Source organism: Agarivorans sp. DSG3-1, from assembly GCF_046774965.1.
Taxonomy (GTDB): domain Bacteria; phylum Pseudomonadota; class Gammaproteobacteria; order Enterobacterales; family Celerinatantimonadaceae; genus Agarivorans.
The window spans coordinates 4,724,351-4,741,831 of the sequence record NZ_CP177241.1 but is presented as its reverse complement, the minus strand read 5'-3'; the positions used below and the strand labels follow the sequence as shown (position 1 = coordinate 4,741,831).

The following is a 17,481-nucleotide window of genomic DNA, read 5'->3' as shown; positions in this document are numbered from 1 at the left end:
GTTGGGGAGGCTCAATGATATTGGGTGAAGCAGATAAAGAAAAGGCCAGCTAAGCTGGCCTTGATTGATTATGCAGAGTCTTTCTTGAGATTCTCTGGCAAGCTGTCAGGTAACGGTGACCAACTGCGTTGCTGAGCTTCTCCATGCAATACCTTACGAAGTTTTTCGTTAGCGGCTGCTGCGTAGATTTTCTCTGTTTTAATTTCTTCTTCTTTACGTTTTAACGCATCTTCCATATCTAACTGAAGATCTTTATGGCGTTTGCTTGTGGCAAAGAATACTAAACCTATAAGTGCTACTAATACCGCAACCACAGCGCCAAATAACCACCAGGCAATGCCTGATTGTTCTGGTTGACCTGCGTCTTCGGTACGTTGCACCAATTCAACAATATGAGCACTTAGCTTATTGTTTTGGTCACGTAATTCGTCACGCTGAGTCTGCATTTGGTTGAATTGGTCTTGTAACTGTTTCTGTTGCTCTGAATTACCAGTATTCTCAGAAATTGTTTTTTGAAGACCTAATATTTGCTCGTTTACACCAGCCAGTTGATTCTCTAGCTGTTGGTTACGCTCAAGTAGTTGAGCTTCAGCATTACTGCTACCAGCTTGCTCTACTTGGCTGTACAAACTTTGGTTAGATGCAGTTAAAGTACGGTTCTCATTACTGATCTTATCGTTAAGCTGTAACAACGCTTGGTAATCAATTAGTTTGCTATTTAAGTCATTCTGCAAACGTTGGTTGATTTTTTGAGTATCATTAAGTGCCGATTGCAACTTATTAATACTACGATTCTTTTTCGTTAAATCGTCTTTTAATACCGCTAACGTGCGCTTCATTTCAGGGCTTGGACCAGAACTCTTAGCTACTGATTTTGCTTTCGGTTTTGGTTTTGGCGCTACTTTAGCTTTAGCGGTAGTCGTTGTTGCTTTTACTTTAGGTACCGGTGGCGGCAACACAGTTTTAGCTTTAGGTGGGGTAGTGGTCTTTTTCGCTGTCGCTGTTTTAGCATTATTAGCGAATTGTCTAGGAAGACCCGTGTAGATTTTTGGATCTTTTTCTACAATCCAAATATCCATACCGTGTTTACTTTTAATCCACTTCCACTCTTCAACTTTCATATGGTGAAGTTCACCGTTAGTTAAAGTGTAAGAAAACTGTTTCGCATCAGGGCGAACAGGAATAGTAAATGCCACACCGAAGTCGTCAAACTTGCTTGGCATTAGTGGATCGGCAGGGGTTGTACCTTTACGCAAGCGAAAATCGGTTCTGGCACCTACTTCTTTGCCATTAACCATTTCTTCGCCAGCCCAGATGTGAAGACCCCAACCATCATAGTTGTTAGTGATACTTTTATAATGCACTGTGACGTTGGCCGCAGTGGCAACTGTACTCACACACCAGAAAAGTAATATAAATATTGATGCTCTTTGCACAATTACTCCATTAACTTGTTAAGTCGCATAACGCCATAGTAACTAAAAAAACAGTAAAGAAGTAGCAACTAGATCACCAATATGGTGTTAAATTTTAAAGAAAAATTGACCTAGCTCCAATTGCAGTAGATTTTTGTACAAAAAAAAGACAGTTTTGCTGTTGATAAAAATTGCAAGAAAGCAATGGGTAAGATCTTTAGAGGAACAAACTATGAAATATCGTCAACTCAGCGACTCAAATTTAAATGTGAGTGAAATATGCCTAGGAACCATGACCTGGGGTGAGCAAAATTCTCAAGCTGATGCCTTTGCTCAGTTGGATTACGCCTTAGCAAATGGTGTTAATTTTATCGACACTGCTGAGATGTATCCGGTTCCTCCGCAGCAAAGCACTCAAGGTGCTACGGAAACCATGATTGGCAACTACTTCGCTCAACGGGATTGCCGAGATGAGGTTGTTTTGGCATCTAAAGTGGCTGCCCCCTCTAAGAGTGACCGCGGTGGCTACATTCGCAACGATATGAGCTTAACTTGGAATGGTATTCACCAAGCAGTAGAAGATTCATTAAACCGACTACAGACAGATTATTTAGATTTATATCAGGTGCATTGGCCAGATCGCGCGACTAACTTTTTTGGTCAACTGAATTATCAACACCAAGAAGACGCCGCTCAAACACCGATCATCGAAACCTTAGAGGCTTTGGCTGATCTCGTTAAATCCGGCAAGGTAAGATATTTGGGGATCTCAAACGAAACGCCTTGGGGAGCAATGCGATATGTTCAGCTAGCTGAGAAGCACAACCTGCCTAAGATCGTGTCGATCCAGAACCCTTATAATTTGCTAAATCGTAGTTTCGAAATCAACTTGGCTGAAGTCTCTCACCGTGAAAACTTACCCCTATTGGCTTATTCGCCATTAGCATTTGGTGCACTAAGCGGTAAATATTTAAATAATCAATGGCCAGAGGGGGCGCGTTTAACTATTTATAAACGTTTTGCCCGTTATGGAAGCGATATCGCCGAAGGGGCTATTCAGCGTTATGTAGATGTGGCACGTGAGTTTGACTTAAGCCCCGTTCAACTCGCACTGGCATTTGTTAATCAGCGTAGCTTTGTTGGTTCTAACATTATTGGTGCTACTTCCTTAGCGCAGTTAAAAGAAAACTTATCGAGCACTCAAGTAGTGATCTCTGATGAACTTGAGCGGCGCCTTCAGGAAATTGGCGACGAGTTTCGTATTCCTTGTCCTTAATAGGTGAGTGAGATGATCAGCACTGATCGAAAAAATAACTTGGTGCCTTTACTTGAGCAAGTAAGGGCCTGCACCTTGTGTAAAGCTCAGCTTGATCCTCGGCCAGTTATTCAAGCGAGTCCTGAAGCTCGTTTGTTGATCATTGGTCAGGCACCGGGCAGCAAGGTTCATAAAAGTGGCATACCTTGGGATGATATGAGTGGTGATCGACTACGCCAGTGGCTTAACCTAGATAAAGAGATATTCTACAACCCCCAAAAGGTGGCTATTGTGCCGGCTGCATTTTGTTATCCGGGGAAAGGAAAACAAGGTGATTTACCGCCACCTAAACTGTGTTTTGACACTTGGCATAAACGGGTATTGGCAGAGCTGCCTAATATAGAACTTACCTTATTAATTGGCCAATATGCGCAAGCCTTGTATTTGAATACACCAAGTAAAACATCGTTAACCGAAAATGTGGCTAATTTTGCATATTACAGTGAGCAGGCATTATGGCCTTTGCCACATCCTTCACCACGCAACCGGCATTGGATAGCGAACAACCCTTGGTTTGAGCTGTCTTTAGTTCCGCAGTTACAAAATGTACTCGCAAAGTTGGTGCTCAGCTAGCAGCATGCTTGAGATTTTGGCCGTCTAACCATTGTTTAGGTGACATTTGGGTTTTACTGCGAAAAGCTCGGTTAAATCCCGATAAGCTTTGGTAGCCAACAGACGATGCTACCCACGCTATGCTTTTACCTTGTTTTAGTAGTTGCTGAGCGTGGTGAATCTTCCAATCTACCAGGTAATCCCCCGGTGAGCTGCCAATTACTTTAGTAAAGGTTTCAATGAAGCTAGTGCGAGACATGGCTGCAGCGTGGGATAGAGTCTCTAAAGGATACGTTTTACTTGGGTCTTCATGTAATAAAGCCAATGCTAGGCTGAGCTTAGGATGTATTAACCCGGCTAATAGGCCTGTATCAAGGTTTTGCTTATTAACGCTGTAGCGCAGCAATAAGCTAATTAGCACCTCTACTAAGCGGTCCATAATCACCAATGAGCCATCGGCAGGCTGAAAGGCTTCACTAAATAGTAAATCGATAGTTTTTGAAAACTGTGGGTGTTCAGCTAGCGGCAATACTATTTGCTTTGGGAGGGCGTTGGCTAAAGGGCTACTGTTAGCATTCCCATATCTTATGGTTGCGCACACTAGTTCTGCGGGTTGTTCTGAATCAACCATTAAACGATGTGCAAGCGGTTTAGGAAAAAACACCAAACTGGGCTGAGTCACTTCGATTTTTTTATTGGCTTGCAGAATGCTTAATTTACCTTGGTTCAACACATGAATATGACCCACTAAGTCATCACCGGTTTCCACATCAGATAAGCCACATAATTGGCCTGAATAAAAAACACCAGCAGTAACAGAGAACTGCCTTAGTAAGCCAGATAATTGGTCCATCAATAACACTCCGTACTTTTCGCACCAACAAGCGGACGATTGTATCCCAACAGACCGGACTAAGCGGTTAAATTTTCACTATCGCAGTTAGCGGTTAATTTATGGAGAAATAAAATGAACAGTTTGAAAGCCCTAATCAGAAATACCACCTTAGTAACAGCATTGGCATTTAGTGGCGTGAGCGCAGCTGCAGATATCGGAATGAGCGTAGATAGCAACGATTTAGCGATACAAGGTTACGACCCCGTTGCATACTTTGTTAGTGGCCAACCAACTCAAGGTTCTGGTGATTTTACTGCGAGTCATAACAATGCTATTTACCATTTTGCTAGCGCTAGCAATCGGGACGCATTTAAAGAAGACCCTGCTAAATTCGCGCCTCAGTATGGTGGTTACTGTGCCTTTGGTGTAGCCATGGAGAAAAAGTTTGAAACTGACCCTACGGCCTGGAAAATTGTTGATGGAAAGCTTTATCTAAACTTAGATAAAAAAGTGCAACAACGTTGGTTAGAAAATACTAACGAGCTGATTGTGGATGCTAATCAACATTGGCCAGAGATTAAGCCGATTGATGCTGCCAAACTATAATCTTTTTTGAGCCATTGAAGCCCAGCACTTCGATGGCTCAATAATATTTTTGGTAAAGCTCTTCGATCAATGTGGCCAATTTAAAATCTCGCTCGCTTACTCCGCCTAACTCATGAGTGGTGAGTGCGATATTGACGCGGTTGTAGCAATTACTCCAATCCGGATGATGGTTTTGTTGTTCGGCGTAGTCAGCGACATGGCCCATAAACTCAAATGCTTGTACAAAATCTTTAAAACGGTAGCTGTTTTCAATGCTATTGTTGTTAAATTGCCAGTCAGGTAAATGTTTTAATGCCATTTGAATAGCCGAAGGACTTAAGGCTTGTTCATCACTCATAGTATCTTCCTAAATCAATCACACTTCTATTTAGCCTAGATTAGCTGGGGCGAACTGCCAGTTTCACCAGCATTGGCAAGAGATAAATAGGCAATTGAATTGCGCCCATGTATATCATGTATTCTAAGCCTAAAAAGCTGCCAGTAATGCTGTAGGTTAGCAATACATTGCGGTTGGTTGCGGTAATGGCACTGATAATCGCTAGGTTTTTTCCTTGTCGGTAATACAGCAAAAAACTACTGATAAACAATACTAGGCACACCCCGCTGGCAATGAGCAAATATTCCAGTGCTTTACTGGGAGTTTCATCGAATATTTCTCTAAAAGCTCCCATCAAACCTAAAGGAAAGAAAAACACCAACACGATGGTAAATGGGCGAATTTGCTTTAAAGCTTGTTCAATCAAGCTTTGTTTTAGTAGCTTGTGGACTAACAAACTGATCATGATGGGTAAAACAATAAAGATAGCTAAACGCAGACTATATATTTGCATATCAAGCTGTAACTGCTCATTGCCGTTAAAGCGACTAAATAGCCAGCCGTTGAGTAGCAATACCAAAGGCATCAGCAAGGTTGAGGCAATGGTCATGGCCATACAGCGCTGCGCATCTAACCCTAAGGAGCGCACAATAGCCGGGCTGGCAAATAAGGAACCGGTTGCGCAAGTAGCGGCAATAGCGAGGTAGAGTTTGCTATCAATATTAAGTAACCACGCTAACGTCATGATCAAAATGGTAACGCCAAACGTATGCCAAACAGCGTACAACCAAACAGAGGCCTGAGCTAAGTCGGTTACCAGAGTTTTAATGTTGAGGCTAACAATGGTGAGCAGCATCAGAAAAAACAATACCGCGGGTAATAAGGGTAATAAAGCATTTGAAAAGTTAGGTAGGGCAAAACCTACTAATACGCAGCTAGCCAGTAACTGTGTTGAGAATCGAGAAATAAATGCCAGCAAATCCTTGCCTCTTGAATAGGTAAACTAAGCCCTGTTTACTCTGGTTTACATTATTAAAGTGTAATTGGTAATTCAGTTCAAACAAGTGTTTGAAAAATACTATCAAAGAGTTGTATGATTGCAAATGCTACGTTTGGCCAATTGTTTATCTAGGGCCTTATATGGGATGCTAATCTGACAATTATTGTAGGTCGAGCTTCGAACCTGCTGCAAGAAACTAAGGGTAACATGAATTAAAGCGCGAGGTTGAATCCATCGTGCAACACATAATAACTATAAAATAAGGGACAATTGGATGACTAAACCGACCACTGCGGCATCAAGCTACCACAAGCTGGAACACTTCCAAGTATCTAACTTGCTGTACCAGTTTATTAACCAGGACGTACTGCCAGAAACCGGTGTTGACCAAGCCTTGTTTTGGTCAAGTTTAGAAAGCTATCTGCAACACTTCATACCTAAAAACAAGTCTTTGCTTGCTAAGCGTGAACAGCTACAAGCCCAAATAGACCAATGGCACCAACAGCATCCAGCCCCGTTTGATGCCAGCCTTTATCAACAGTTTTTAAGCGATATAGCCTATTTAGTTGATGCTCCTGAAAATGTGACCCTAAGCACCTCAAAAGTCGACCGAGAATTAGCTTTGTTAGCCGGCCCTCAATTAGTGGTGCCGGTTATGAATGCGCGTTATGCCCTTAATGCAGCCAATGCTCGTTGGGGGAGTTTATACGACGCACTGTACGGTACAGACGCTATTGACCGAAGCGGGGAGTTGGCACCTGGTAGCAGTTATAACCCACAACGCGGTGCCGCCGTTATTGCTTATGGTCGCGCTTTGCTCGACCAACATTGCCCGCTTGCTCACGGTAGCCATGCCGACGCCACACGCTACAGTGTATTATCAGGCGGCTTGTTAGTGAGCCTAAAAGATGGCTCTAACACTACCTTAGCTGAAGCGTCTCATTTAGCGGGTTTTCAGGGAGATGCTGAACAGCCAAGTGTTATTTTGTTGCAACATCATGGCCTTCATATTGAGATTCAATTTGATGCTGAGCATCAAATTGGTGAGCAAGATAGTGCCAATGTTAAAGATATCGTTTTAGAATCCGCGCTAACCACTATTATGGACTGCGAAGATTCTATCGCGGCGGTTGATGCTGAAGATAAAGTCGAGGTATATAAAAACTGGCTAGGATTAATGCGTGGCAGTTTACGTGAATCCCTCAGTAAAAATGGCCAAACGATCACTCGAGAGTTAGAGCCAAATCGCCACTATGTTAACAGCCAAGGCCACGGTTTTAGCTTAAGTGGCCGCTCACTTATGTTTGTGCGCAATGTTGGCCACTTAATGAATAGTGATTTACTGCTCGACGCCGATGGTAATGAAGTGCCAGAAGGGCTGCTTGACGCCGTATTTACTAGTTTAATTGGTAAACATGATTTGCTTGGTAATAGCCCTTATCGCAACTCGCGCGAAGGCTCTATTTATATTGTAAAACCTAAAATGCATGGCCCTGAAGAAGTCGCTTTTAGTAATCAGGTATTTGGCGCGGTTGAGGAGTTTTTAGGTTTAGCGACTAATACCATCAAACTTGGCATTATGGATGAAGAGCGCCGCACCAGCGTAAACTTACGGGCATGTATTGCCGAGGCAAACCAACGGGTGGTATTTATTAATACCGGTTTCCTAGACAGAACCGGTGATGAAATTCATACCAGTATGCACGCAGCAGCGATGGTGCCAAAAGGTGAGATTAAAGAAAGCGCTTGGATTAAAGCTTACGAGTTAAACAACGTAGAAGCAGGTTTAGCATGCGGTTTACAAGGTAAAGCACAAATAGGTAAAGGTATGTGGGCGATGCCTGAAATGATGGCCGCTATGATGCAAGCTAAGCAAGCTCACCCACAAAGTGGTGCTAGCACCGCTTGGGTACCGTCGCCTACTGCAGCAACTTTACATGCGATTCACTATCATCAGGTGGATGTGTTTTCTGTTCAGCAGCAACTTGCCCAGCATCTAGAACAACACAGTACTCAGCGTCTAGCTGATTTACTGACTCCGCCATTGGCCGAGCAAACAGATTGGTCTGAACAACAGCTTATTGCAGAACTAGATAACAATATACAAGGTATTTTGGGTTATGTGGTTCGCTGGGTTGAGCAAGGTGTGGGGTGCTCAAAAGTGCCAGACATTAATGGTGTGGGCCTAATGGAAGACCGAGCCACCTTGCGTATCTCTAGCCAGCATGTGGCTAACTGGTTAAAGCATGGGGTGGTGAGTGAAAGTTTAGTTAAGCAGCGTTTTGAAGTTATTGCTAACTTGGTTGACCAGCAAAATGCAGGTGATCCGCTGTATTTAAATATGGCTGGTAAGGCGCAGAGTAGTTTTGCTTATCAAGCAGCTTTAGATTTGGTGTTTAAAGGGTGTGAGCAGCCTAGCGGTTATACCGAACCTTTGTTACATGCCTGGCGACGCAAGTTTAAAGCTAGCTAAATTAGAACTTGGTAATAAAAAAGCACCTAAGGGTGCTTTTTTTATATTTAATCGGCCCACTCTGCATTTAATCTATTGATTATTATCAATATAAGATAAATAGAATACTAGACTCAAAAACAAATAATGGTATCGTAGCGGCGCTATTTAACCAGTAATAGCTCACATCAACGATTAGGCATGGATATGCCGTAATGTAGAAAGAATAAAGGATTAACATGTTGTTTATAAGGCTATTATTTGTATTAGTCGCGGCCTCGCTTAGCGCTTGTTCAAGTATTAAAACAGATCAACTTGAAGCCAGTGAGTCGTTATCGCTGGCCGATAAAACCCTCGTTTATACTCGCTATGGGTCACTACCTGATTTTACTGCGCAAACTGCCGCTAATGTTCAATTTGGTTTGATAGGTTTAGCCACGGCTATATCTAACGGTAACGCGATGATTGTAGATAACAAAGTAGAAGACCCCGCGCTAGATATTGCTCGAGAGTTAGCCAGTGGTTTAAGCAATAGTTATAAGGTTAAGGTGGTTGATGATGCATCAAAAAGCCTAACCAGCCCGGAGATTCCACACATCATCCAATTATACGGTGACTATGACTATATTTTGGATGTTCGAACTCTAGGCTGGGGATCGATTTATTACACTAGCGATTGGGATAACTACCGCGTGAGCTATCAAGTGCATGCTCGTTTAATTGATAGGGAAAAAGGCAGTGTTATTGCCGAAGAAGCATGCGGAAATTTGCCTGAATATGCAGATACAGAGTTGGCCCCATCTTATATCGATCTTCAAAATGGTGATGGATTGAAACAGGAGCTGGCACGTTCGGTTGAGTTTTGTGTCGCGCATATTCGTAATATGGCTAAGCTAAATGACGATACCAATGCAAATAGCGTAAAAGCTAAACAACTGCAGAGCGAAGCTGATTCTACAACTTTGTAATACCTCTACAGCCTCTTAACTTTAAGGGGCTTTTTTGTGATTAAAAATCGAGGCCTATGCCAATAACTACCCGGTAGTCATTTTTTTCTGGCGTAATGTCATCTGCATCCGGCGTGGGGGAGGCAGTGTAATCCCAAATAAAATCGATATCTAAATCTAAATCGTCGGTAATATCTATCGCAAAATTGAGGAGATTATGGTGTTGATAACCACCAGTTTTGGTTTGTGATAAGGTCATTTGATAATCATGGTTGAGCTCAATATCTTTCGTTATATCGATTTCAAAGTTGGAACCAAAAGATAAACCTAAACTGCTTTCTTTATTAGAGGTGCCAGCGGTCACTTCTTCAAAACGGGTTTGTTGCCATGACGGACCCACCGATAACTCCCACTTTTTGTCATCATCCTCAACGGCAATGTAACCCACTTGAGAAGCGAGTTGGCTTTGTAACTTAATGTTTTTAAGGGGAGCGTGATAAAAGTCGGCTAATACCGGGCGAAAGAACCAATCTTGGTGCTTGTATAAATCGTGAGATAACGTAACACGGTGATTGCGTGCCGTGGTTTCATCGTTTGATTCCGACACAACGCCTAGGTAAGTAATAATGGTACGACTTAGGGCGGTTTTGCGTTCGCTGTTTAATTTTCCGTTAATTTCGAGGGTATTGGTATTGCCGCTGGCAATGTTTGCACTTAGCGTGGCTTTGTTTTCCCATCGGTCGGCTTCGCTTTCTGCCACTTGATAGACCGAGATAACGTCGTAACGTGAGGCAAAGTGGGTATCTTTACCTACTATGGTGACTTTTTCTTCATCTACCATTAAGCGGCCTCGAACCACGCCTAATCCTCGTAGATTTACTTGAAACCATTTAGCTGTGCGCAGTCGCTGAATATCTTCAATGTCGATGGATAAGTCATCTAGCTCGTCACTGTCGAATAAGGCTTTTTTCTGATAAAGCTCTTCGAGTTCACCTTGAATCACTTCACCAGAATCTAACTGGATCCAGTCTTTGTCTTCATCTAAGTCTAAAGCACTAAAATAGTCCTGTTGAAACTGCTCGCTCACTGAGGGAATATCTTCAGGTGGGGTTGCCGGCTCATCTTCTGCACTTAAACAAGAGCTAAACATAAGACTACAGGCAAGTAAAACAAGCAGACGCATCAATTTTGCAAGTGCTCCATTAAGCAAAGTGAGAATAGTGCTTTGATATTAGCGGCTTTTTACTCATTACGAAATAAACTCTTTAAGGACAGCGTGTTTTGTTTAAAAACGTTAAGTGATCGTGGCACTTAACGTTTTTAACTGCGCTTTGCTCTATTTTACTTCGGCCTGACGCATCCATTCACGATACTGGTCTGCCCCTTCTTCACCTTCGGCGGGAGACCAAGGCGCAAAGTCGTCGTTTGGTGTTGGTACGTAAGCACCTTCTTTTATCTCTAAGCCAACTGTTCCTGGTTGCATGCAGGCGTAACCATGCCAAGTCTTGGGTGGAATTTCGATAGCGCGGTTAGTGTCGGGCGAAAGGCTATGGCGCTGGGTTAGCTCGCCTTCATCATTAAAAATAAGTAAATCTAATTGCCCTTGTAATACCAAAAAAAGCTCCCATTTATGCGCTTCACTGTGGCGGTGAGGGCGCATATAGGTATTTGGCTCAGTAGCAATAAACAAGCGCTGTACGTTGGCATCGAGAGTGTCGTGGAGGTTGTGGTGGCTGCGCTGGCGCGGCGCGGCTTTGGCATTATCACTAAAGTTTGCAAAGTCCTTAGTACTGATGATTTTCAACATCGAAAATAGTCCTATTTATTATGGTGTCTGTGCGGTATTCAGCACGAGCAAATAATTGGCAATATGGTGGCACAATTACCTTCACTCAACAAATGCTTGTTTTGGGTGTAGGGTGTATAGATGTGCAGCGTTAGCATTAGCGAAGAGGAATTAACATGGATGGATACACCGGACAGTGTTTATGCGGTCAAGTCTCTTACCGAGTCGATCACTTAGAGCCTAGAATGGGGCATTGCCATTGCAGTATGTGCAGAAAATTTCATGGTGCTGCTTTTGCCACTTATGGCGAAGCGAAAGCTGAAAATTTTCATTGGTTAAGTGGTCAAAGCAAATTGCAGCAGTACCAAGCCGAAAACGGCACTGTGAGACAGTTTTGTGGTCATTGCGGTTCAAGCCTAACCTTTGCGCCAGCGAATGATAGTGGCGAGTTTATTGAATTTAGCTTAGCAAGTTTAGACAGCGAGGTTACGCTAAAACCCGACGCGCATATTTTTGTGGAATACAAAGCCTGTTGGCACGACATTACCGATCACTTGCCTCAGTTTAAAGAGGGCAGAGAGTAAATGCCGTTAGCTTTTTTACAAGTATGAGTTGCGCCTAATACCATGGAGGCGTTTGTAGTGGGTAGAGAAAACGCTCAGTCGCTTACTTCCTTAGCCTTTCTTATTTAGCTTTTGTTGGTATTGGTTCGGCGTAATGCCTCGCAGTCGTTTAAAGGCTCGCGAGAAGCTTTGTTCATTGCTGTAAGCTAAAAGCTCTGCAATGGCACTAATGGAGTAGCCTTTAAACATATATTGTATGGCTTCATTACTCAGCACATAGCTGGTCATTGAGGAAAAGTTCCAGCCGTGAACTAATAAACGACGCTGTAACTGTTGCCGTGACATACCCAAGCAATCGGCTAAAAAATCCACTGTAGGTCGGCCATAATATCGAGAGAAATTCACCAATGAATAAAGAGATTTGGCAATATCATGGGGTTGAGGAATATTGATTAGGTCGTCTAGCTGAGCATCGTTAAGTCGCAAAGGAGATTGTTTTTTCCATTGATTATTATCACTCGGCTCTACTACCGAGGCGTTAATCCACACCTCGGTTTGCGCGCTGGAGACGTTCACCTTACAACCAAAAAACGCCTCTAGCTTGGCTTGGTTGCTACTCGGGCCAGTAAGGTTGATTTGCAAGGGGACATAGTTATCTCCGTGGTAATAAGTCAGCATGTTTACCATCATCAATGCGATACGAATACTGTCGTGCAGCCGTCCCTGTTTGTTCAAGTATGGGTTGTTGTAACACCACTTAATAATGTGACCCGATTGTAAACCGTGGAAGGTGGAACCCGATTGTAAGCAAGAGGTGCCGTAATTCACTCGACGAAAGGTAATGGCCAGGTCTGGAGTGAAGTAGACCCAATTACTAAAGTACTGAATGTTTTCAAAGCGTAAATAATCAGCCAGTTTGAGCATAAATAAGGGGTCGTTAGTGAGTTGCTCAGCTTTTTCTAACCAGCGGTTCAAAATGGTGACAGGAATGATTGATAGAGGCTCTTCTAAAAGCTTATTAGGAATGCCTAAATCTTGACTAGTAATGGCGAACTCGGCTTGCAAGCCATCAATAATAGGCTTGATAAAATTCAGTCGAATAAACGAAATGTTAATGTCTTTCATCAAGCCCTGCTCTTTTTATCGTTAATATAAGTACACTTTAAATCAATATTTTATAGATATGCACTCAAAGTGTACTTTATACGGATATTTTCAACTCTCGACAAGCCCTGTGCGCAGGGATAGCTAAATGTAAAAATCGAGAGGATGAGTCTGGTCATATTTTTTGCTCGAATGGCTAATAAGGCAGTGCTTTGACCACGGGTTTTACTCAGGGTAGGCTGGTTACAAGTAAGTTGGTTCACCATCAAGGACTGTATGAAACCGCTAGACATCGTGTTTGCTCTGCTTGTTGCCAGTATTTGGGGCGTAAATTTCTCGGTGATAAAGCTTGGCTTGTTAGAGCTTCCGCCGGTGCTGTTTTCCGCGTTACGTTTTGCCATTGTTGCTATTCCGGCTGTTTTGCTAGTGCCTTTTCCCAAAACAGCTTGGCGTAATGTTCTAGCGGTGGGCTTTTTCCTCGGCGTCATTAAATTTAGCTTGTTGTTTGTCGCGATGAAAGTGGGAGCGTCAGCCGGGCTTTCATCACTCCTGCTGCAAGCTCAGGTAATGTTTACCATTGTGCTTAGCGCTATTTGGTTTAAAGAGAAGGTGACTAAATATCAGCTTATCGGGATCCTCATTGCTTGTACGGGTTTCTTGCTGTTTTTTACCGCTAGCTCAGAAAACTTAAGTTTAACTGCCTTGTTATTACTGCTGCTGGCGGGGTTATCTTGGGCTGTGTCTAACCTATTTATGAAGCAAGCGGGCGGAGTAAATGTATTGCACTTTATGGTGTGGGTGAGTTTAATTCCACCTCTGCCTTTGTTGCTGTTCTCTTACCATTTTGAAAATGACCAGCCGCTACAATTACTGCTGAATGCAAGCGGGGCTACTTGGCTGGCATTAGCCTATGTAGGCTTTATCTCTACTTTGTTGGCTTTCGCATGGTGGGGGCGCTTACTGGCTAAATACAGCGCAGCCACGGTTACTCCTTTTGCTTTGTTAGTGCCCGTGGTGGGAATGTTTACCGCAAGTTTGGTTTTTGATGAGCGTTTAACAGGAAGCGAATGGGCGGGAACTAGCTTGGTATTATTGGGATTAATATGCTGTGTATTTGGTGCAAAATTACGCGCTCGTTTAGCGCGATGAGTTGTTGCACTAAATAGCAATTGAAAGCGAGGGCGCTAGGCTCTAAAGTGGCGCTATTGTTACCAAGAGATTTTATGATGTCTGGATTTAAAGAGCTGAATAAACGCAGTGCTAACTCTTATCAGCAGCAACGCCAATTGATTAAGCAAGTATTAGCAGGGAAACTAAAACAGTGTGAAAGCTGTAAGCAAGCCTTGTTTGTGGTATTGCCTGGGCAAGAAAAAGCCCCAGGTGTTTATTGCACCAAGGGCTGTACCGCTATTGAATTAGAAATATCTTTACCTAAGTAAGCTAGTTGCGAGGTCCTTGGCGGCGGTCTTGCTCTAGAAACTGTAAACACTCTTCAATAGCAACTTTAGTTTTCTCTACTAGTTGCTCACGTTCAGCGTCGCTAATAGCACTGAGCACGTCTACATCGTGTCTTATGTAACGTGGCGGCAAGCGGTTAAGCACCAAGCAGCATAAATCCTGTAGAGTATCTAAATCACAGCGCTTGTGAATTCCTAAAGCATGCAGTTGTTCACCCACTAGGAACTCAGTAAAGTTATGAATTTCCTCTGATAAGCGCATGTAATATCCCTCAAATAAATGTATACATTCAGGTTATATAAGAATAGCCAGAGTCGCCACTCTCTGGGCCATTATTGTTATTGTTGTTGAACCGGATTCACATTTAAGGCGTCATTGTATAAAGCTTCGTATTGCCAAACCGATTGTTGCCAGTGAAATCTAGATTGCATGGCGCGACGACGCATCGCTTGAAATTCCTCTGGGTGCTCTAGATACAACAACAGCGCTCGGCGCAAAATATTCAGTAAATCGCTGGGTTCAGGATCATAAAAAATATGGCCAGTGGCTTGGCTAGGATCTTCATCATAATCTGAAACCGTATCTCGTAACCCACCAACGCCGCGCACAATAGGTAAAGTGGCATAAGCTAGGCTGTACATCTGATTTAAGCCGCAAGGCTCAAACAATGATGGCATTAAGAAAAAGTCTGCCCCTGCTTCTACTAAGTGAGCAAGCTCGTTGCTGTAGGCGTGAATAAAGCGCAGTTTGTCTGGCCATTGCTGTTGTAAGGCTTCTAGTTCGGTAACAATACCGCTGTCGCCAGTACCTACAATCACCACCTGTACGTTGTGACGCAAAAATTGTTGCAGTGCCGGTAGTAAAAGATAAAACCCTTTCTGCTCGGTTAAGCGACATACCATGCCAAATATTGGCACATCAATTTGCGCGAGTTGAGTCTCTAATTGCAGAGCTTGCCGACAAACGGTTTTTCCGCTTAAGTCACTACTTGAGTAGTTGGCAGGAATTAGCTTGTCGGTTTCGGGATCCCAATCGGCATATTCACAGCCATTTAAGATCCCCACTAAATCAGAGCGCCGCTGTTCAAAGTAATCACACAAACCGTGAGAGCCTAAACGGGTGAGCAACTCTTGGGCGTAATTAGGGCTTACCGCGTTAATTTTGTCGGCAAATCGAATCCCTGCTTTCAGCAGGTTGATGCAGTTATAGCCATCTAGAATCTGATCCACTAAGCCATCAGCTAAACCTTCGAGTAACTGGAATTGATGCTTCTCAAAAATGCCTTGGAAGGCCGCATTGTGAATCGTAAGAACTGATTTACTGTTGCAAAAAAATGGATGATGGGCGTATTTTTGCTTGAGTAAGTAAGGCACTAAAGCAGTGTGCCAATCGTTACAGTGGAATACGTCAGGTCTGAAGTCTAAAGCTTCAGCTACTTGAAATACAACGCGAGAGAAAAAGGTGAAGCGTTCGCCATTGTCATCATAAGCAAACTCGCCTTCACTGTAGAGTTGGTCGCGCTCGAAATAGTCATTATGCTGAATCAGGTAAACGGGCACATCTTCCAGCATTAGGCGGTAAACCGCATAATCTATATCGGCACAGCCTTCTGCTGTAGGTAAGCGTAAATCGAGAATCTTCTCGGCTTCGTCGTGGCGTTTTATGGTTTTATAAAACGGCATAATAATTCTTACGTCTTGTCCGTGTTCCTTTAGGGCAAGCGGTAAGGCTTTAGCTACGTCGGCTAAGCCGCCAGTTTTTGCTAGGCTTTCAACTTCTGAGGCTAAAAACAATATCCTGACAGGATGGGCTGTCACAGAGAACTCCTTAACGATTAAGGCACCAAAGGGTGCCTTATATGGTTCAATATTAGAGTAATTGCTTGTGTTATCAAGGCAATTTAATGCCTAGAAACCAACCTTGGCGTTTTTCGGTATCACTACAATTCCTTCTGGAGATACCGTAAAGCGCTTGCGATCTTCTTCCAAGTTTTCACCAATGATGGTACCTGGAGCAATTTCAGCGTTTTTATCAATGATGGTGCGGCGAATCTGACAGCCTTCACCAATTCTACAGTTGCCAATTAATACCGACTCACTGACTACTGAGCCTGGGCGTACGTGACTTCTGAAACCCAATACACTGCGATTCACTTCTGAGCCTAAAATAAAGCTCCCTGCAGAAATCAATGATTGGCTCACACTCACTTTTTTGTCGCCAACATCTTTAAAGGTGGCTGGCGGAAGTGGTGGGTAATGGGTGTGTAATGGAAACTTAGGGTTGTACAACGAGAACGCTGGTTCTTCGTCTAACAAATCCATATGAGCAGCCCAGTACGCATCTAGGGTACCTACATCGCGCCAGTAACCACTGGCGGTTTCTCCTGGAATATTGTTTTGAGTGAAGTCGTAAGCGAACACTTTACCTTTGGGATAAAGCTTAGGAATAATGTCGTTACCAAAATCGTGGCTAGAATCATCTTCTTTGGCATCATCGTGCAGCGCGTCCAGCAGGACTTTTCGTTCAAATACGTAGTTACCCATAGAGGCGAGTACGTGGTCTGGATCACCGGGAATAGTTTTTGGGTTTACCTTAGGCTTTTCTTCAAAGCCTATCATTCGGCCTTCGGTATCAACTTCGATAATACCAAACTGATCGGCTTGGTCTTTAGGCACTTTAATCGCAGCAACGGTGAGGTCAGCTTCGTTATGTTTATGGTTATCAACCATCTGGCGTACATCCATTTTGTAGATGTGGTCACTACCAAAAATACAAACATGGTCAGGTTCGTTAATCTCAATGAACCGAGCGTTTTGATAAATCGCATCAGCCGTACCGTCATACCAGCGTTTACCTACGCGCATTTGTGCCGGTACTGCATCAATAAAGCGGTCGGTAATGCCGGATAAATGCCAAGCTTGGCGAAGGTGAATGTTGAGTGACTGCGACTTAAACTGGGTAAGTACATAAATCTTAAGAAAATCTGAGTTCACAAAGTTGTTTAAGGCAAAGTCGATTAGCCTATAACTGCCTCCAAATGGAACCGCGGGCTTAGTACGGCTGTCGGTAAGTGGATAAAGGCGTGTGCCTTCACCACCGGCGAGAATCATCGTTAATATACCTGCCATGGGA

General features: G+C 43.3%; 18 protein-coding genes. 8 read left to right on the top strand and 10 right to left on the bottom strand.

What is annotated here, in order from left to right:
* Positions 1-68 precede the first annotated feature (68 nt).
* On the bottom strand, positions 69-1,436 hold the full coding sequence (locus tag ACLD71_RS22010; protein ID WP_161985073.1) for a pullulanase-associated domain-containing protein: 1,368 nt from the start codon (positions 1,434-1,436) through the stop codon (positions 69-71).
* 211 nt (positions 1,437-1,647) lie between these two features.
* Here ACLD71_RS22010 and ACLD71_RS22005 point away from each other — a divergent pair, with 211 nt between their 5' ends.
* Both ACLD71_RS22005 and ACLD71_RS22000 read left to right on the top strand, forming a co-directional pair.
* Positions 1,648-2,691, top strand: a complete 1,044-nt coding sequence (locus ACLD71_RS22005; protein WP_411992184.1) for an NADP(H)-dependent aldo-keto reductase — start codon at positions 1,648-1,650, stop codon at positions 2,689-2,691.
* Between the two features lie 12 nt (positions 2,692-2,703).
* Positions 2,704-3,303: a uracil-DNA glycosylase family protein gene (locus ACLD71_RS22000; RefSeq protein ID WP_411992183.1), complete on the top strand. Its 600-nt coding sequence runs from the start codon at positions 2,704-2,706 to the stop codon at positions 3,301-3,303.
* Here ACLD71_RS22000 and ACLD71_RS21995 read toward each other — a convergent pair.
* Positions 3,296-4,135, bottom strand: a complete 840-nt coding sequence (locus tag ACLD71_RS21995; protein ID WP_411992181.1) for an AraC family transcriptional regulator — start codon at positions 4,133-4,135, stop codon at positions 3,296-3,298. The genes ACLD71_RS22000 and ACLD71_RS21995 overlap by 8 nt on opposite strands.
* 114 nt (positions 4,136-4,249) lie before the next feature.
* Here ACLD71_RS21995 and ACLD71_RS21990 point away from each other — a divergent pair, with 114 nt between their 5' ends.
* Entirely contained in the window at positions 4,250-4,723 is a 474-nt protein-coding gene (locus ACLD71_RS21990; protein WP_137671826.1) for a YHS domain-containing (seleno)protein, read from the top strand.
* 37 nt (positions 4,724-4,760) lie between these two features.
* On the opposite strand, the gene ACLD71_RS21985 is transcribed toward ACLD71_RS21990, so the two are convergent.
* Together ACLD71_RS21985 and ACLD71_RS21980 are read right to left on the bottom strand one after the other, a co-directional pair.
* Positions 4,761-5,060 carry a 4a-hydroxytetrahydrobiopterin dehydratase gene (locus tag ACLD71_RS21985; RefSeq protein ID WP_137671825.1) on the bottom strand — a complete coding sequence of 100 codons (300 nt, stop codon included), beginning with the start codon at positions 5,058-5,060 and terminating at the stop codon, positions 4,761-4,763.
* Positions 5,061-5,100: 40 nt separating this feature from the next.
* Positions 5,101-6,018 (bottom strand): hypothetical protein, encoded by a 918-nt coding sequence (locus ACLD71_RS21980; protein ID WP_411992180.1) that lies wholly within the window; start codon positions 6,016-6,018, stop codon positions 5,101-5,103.
* Positions 6,019-6,313: 295 nt separating this feature from the next.
* Between ACLD71_RS21980 and ACLD71_RS21975 the strand changes: the two genes are divergently transcribed.
* Both ACLD71_RS21975 and ACLD71_RS21970 read left to right on the top strand, forming a co-directional pair.
* Positions 6,314-8,512 (top strand): malate synthase G, encoded by a 2,199-nt coding sequence (locus ACLD71_RS21975; protein WP_411992178.1) that lies wholly within the window; start codon positions 6,314-6,316, stop codon positions 8,510-8,512.
* Between the two features lie 218 nt (positions 8,513-8,730).
* Entirely contained in the window at positions 8,731-9,459 is a 729-nt protein-coding gene (locus ACLD71_RS21970) for a hypothetical protein (RefSeq protein ID WP_411992176.1), read from the top strand.
* A gap of 40 nt (positions 9,460-9,499) precedes the next feature.
* Here ACLD71_RS21970 and ACLD71_RS21965 read toward each other — a convergent pair whose 3' ends face one another.
* Entirely contained in the window at positions 9,500-10,621 is a 1,122-nt protein-coding gene (locus ACLD71_RS21965; RefSeq protein ID WP_137671821.1) for a DUF481 domain-containing protein, read from the bottom strand.
* A gap of 153 nt (positions 10,622-10,774) precedes the next feature.
* On the bottom strand, positions 10,775-11,245 hold the full coding sequence (locus ACLD71_RS21960) for a WbuC family cupin fold metalloprotein (RefSeq protein WP_411992174.1): 471 nt from the start codon (positions 11,243-11,245) through the stop codon (positions 10,775-10,777).
* A 155-nt stretch (positions 11,246-11,400) separates the two neighbouring features.
* Here ACLD71_RS21960 and ACLD71_RS21955 point away from each other — a divergent pair, with 155 nt between their 5' ends.
* Complete coding sequence (locus ACLD71_RS21955) at positions 11,401-11,808, top strand: GFA family protein (protein ID WP_137671819.1); 408 nt, start codon at positions 11,401-11,403, stop codon at positions 11,806-11,808.
* A 90-nt stretch (positions 11,809-11,898) separates the two neighbouring features.
* Here ACLD71_RS21955 and ACLD71_RS21950 read toward each other — a convergent pair whose 3' ends face one another.
* Positions 11,899-12,912: a helix-turn-helix domain-containing protein gene (locus ACLD71_RS21950; protein WP_411992171.1), complete on the bottom strand. Its 1,014-nt coding sequence runs from the start codon at positions 12,910-12,912 to the stop codon at positions 11,899-11,901.
* 255 nt (positions 12,913-13,167) lie between these two features.
* On the opposite strand from ACLD71_RS21950, the gene ACLD71_RS21945 reads away from it, so the two are divergent.
* Both ACLD71_RS21945 and ACLD71_RS21940 read left to right on the top strand, forming a co-directional pair.
* A complete protein-coding gene (locus tag ACLD71_RS21945; protein WP_411992169.1) occupies positions 13,168-14,040 on the top strand; it encodes an EamA family transporter in 873 nt (290 codons plus the stop codon).
* A gap of 74 nt (positions 14,041-14,114) precedes the next feature.
* On the top strand, positions 14,115-14,330 hold the full coding sequence (locus tag ACLD71_RS21940) for a hypothetical protein (protein WP_411992168.1): 216 nt from the start codon (positions 14,115-14,117) through the stop codon (positions 14,328-14,330).
* A 1-nt stretch (position 14,331) separates the two neighbouring features.
* Here ACLD71_RS21940 and ACLD71_RS21935 read toward each other — a convergent pair whose 3' ends face one another.
* The 3 genes from ACLD71_RS21935 to glgC all read right to left on the bottom strand — a co-directional run bounded on the left by ACLD71_RS21935 (position 14,332) and on the right by glgC (position 17,477).
* Positions 14,332-14,610: a late competence development ComFB family protein gene (locus ACLD71_RS21935; protein WP_137671816.1), complete on the bottom strand. Its 279-nt coding sequence runs from the start codon at positions 14,608-14,610 to the stop codon at positions 14,332-14,334.
* Positions 14,611-14,687: 77 nt separating this feature from the next.
* The gene (gene glgA, locus ACLD71_RS21930) at positions 14,688-16,166 is read right to left on the bottom strand and encodes a glycogen synthase GlgA (RefSeq protein WP_137671815.1); all 1,479 of its coding nucleotides are present in this window, start codon (positions 16,164-16,166) and stop codon (positions 14,688-14,690) included.
* Between the two features lie 90 nt (positions 16,167-16,256).
* Positions 16,257-17,477, bottom strand: a complete 1,221-nt coding sequence (gene glgC / locus ACLD71_RS21925) for a glucose-1-phosphate adenylyltransferase (protein ID WP_137671814.1) — start codon at positions 17,475-17,477, stop codon at positions 16,257-16,259.
* Between the last annotated feature and the right edge of the window lie 4 nt (positions 17,478-17,481).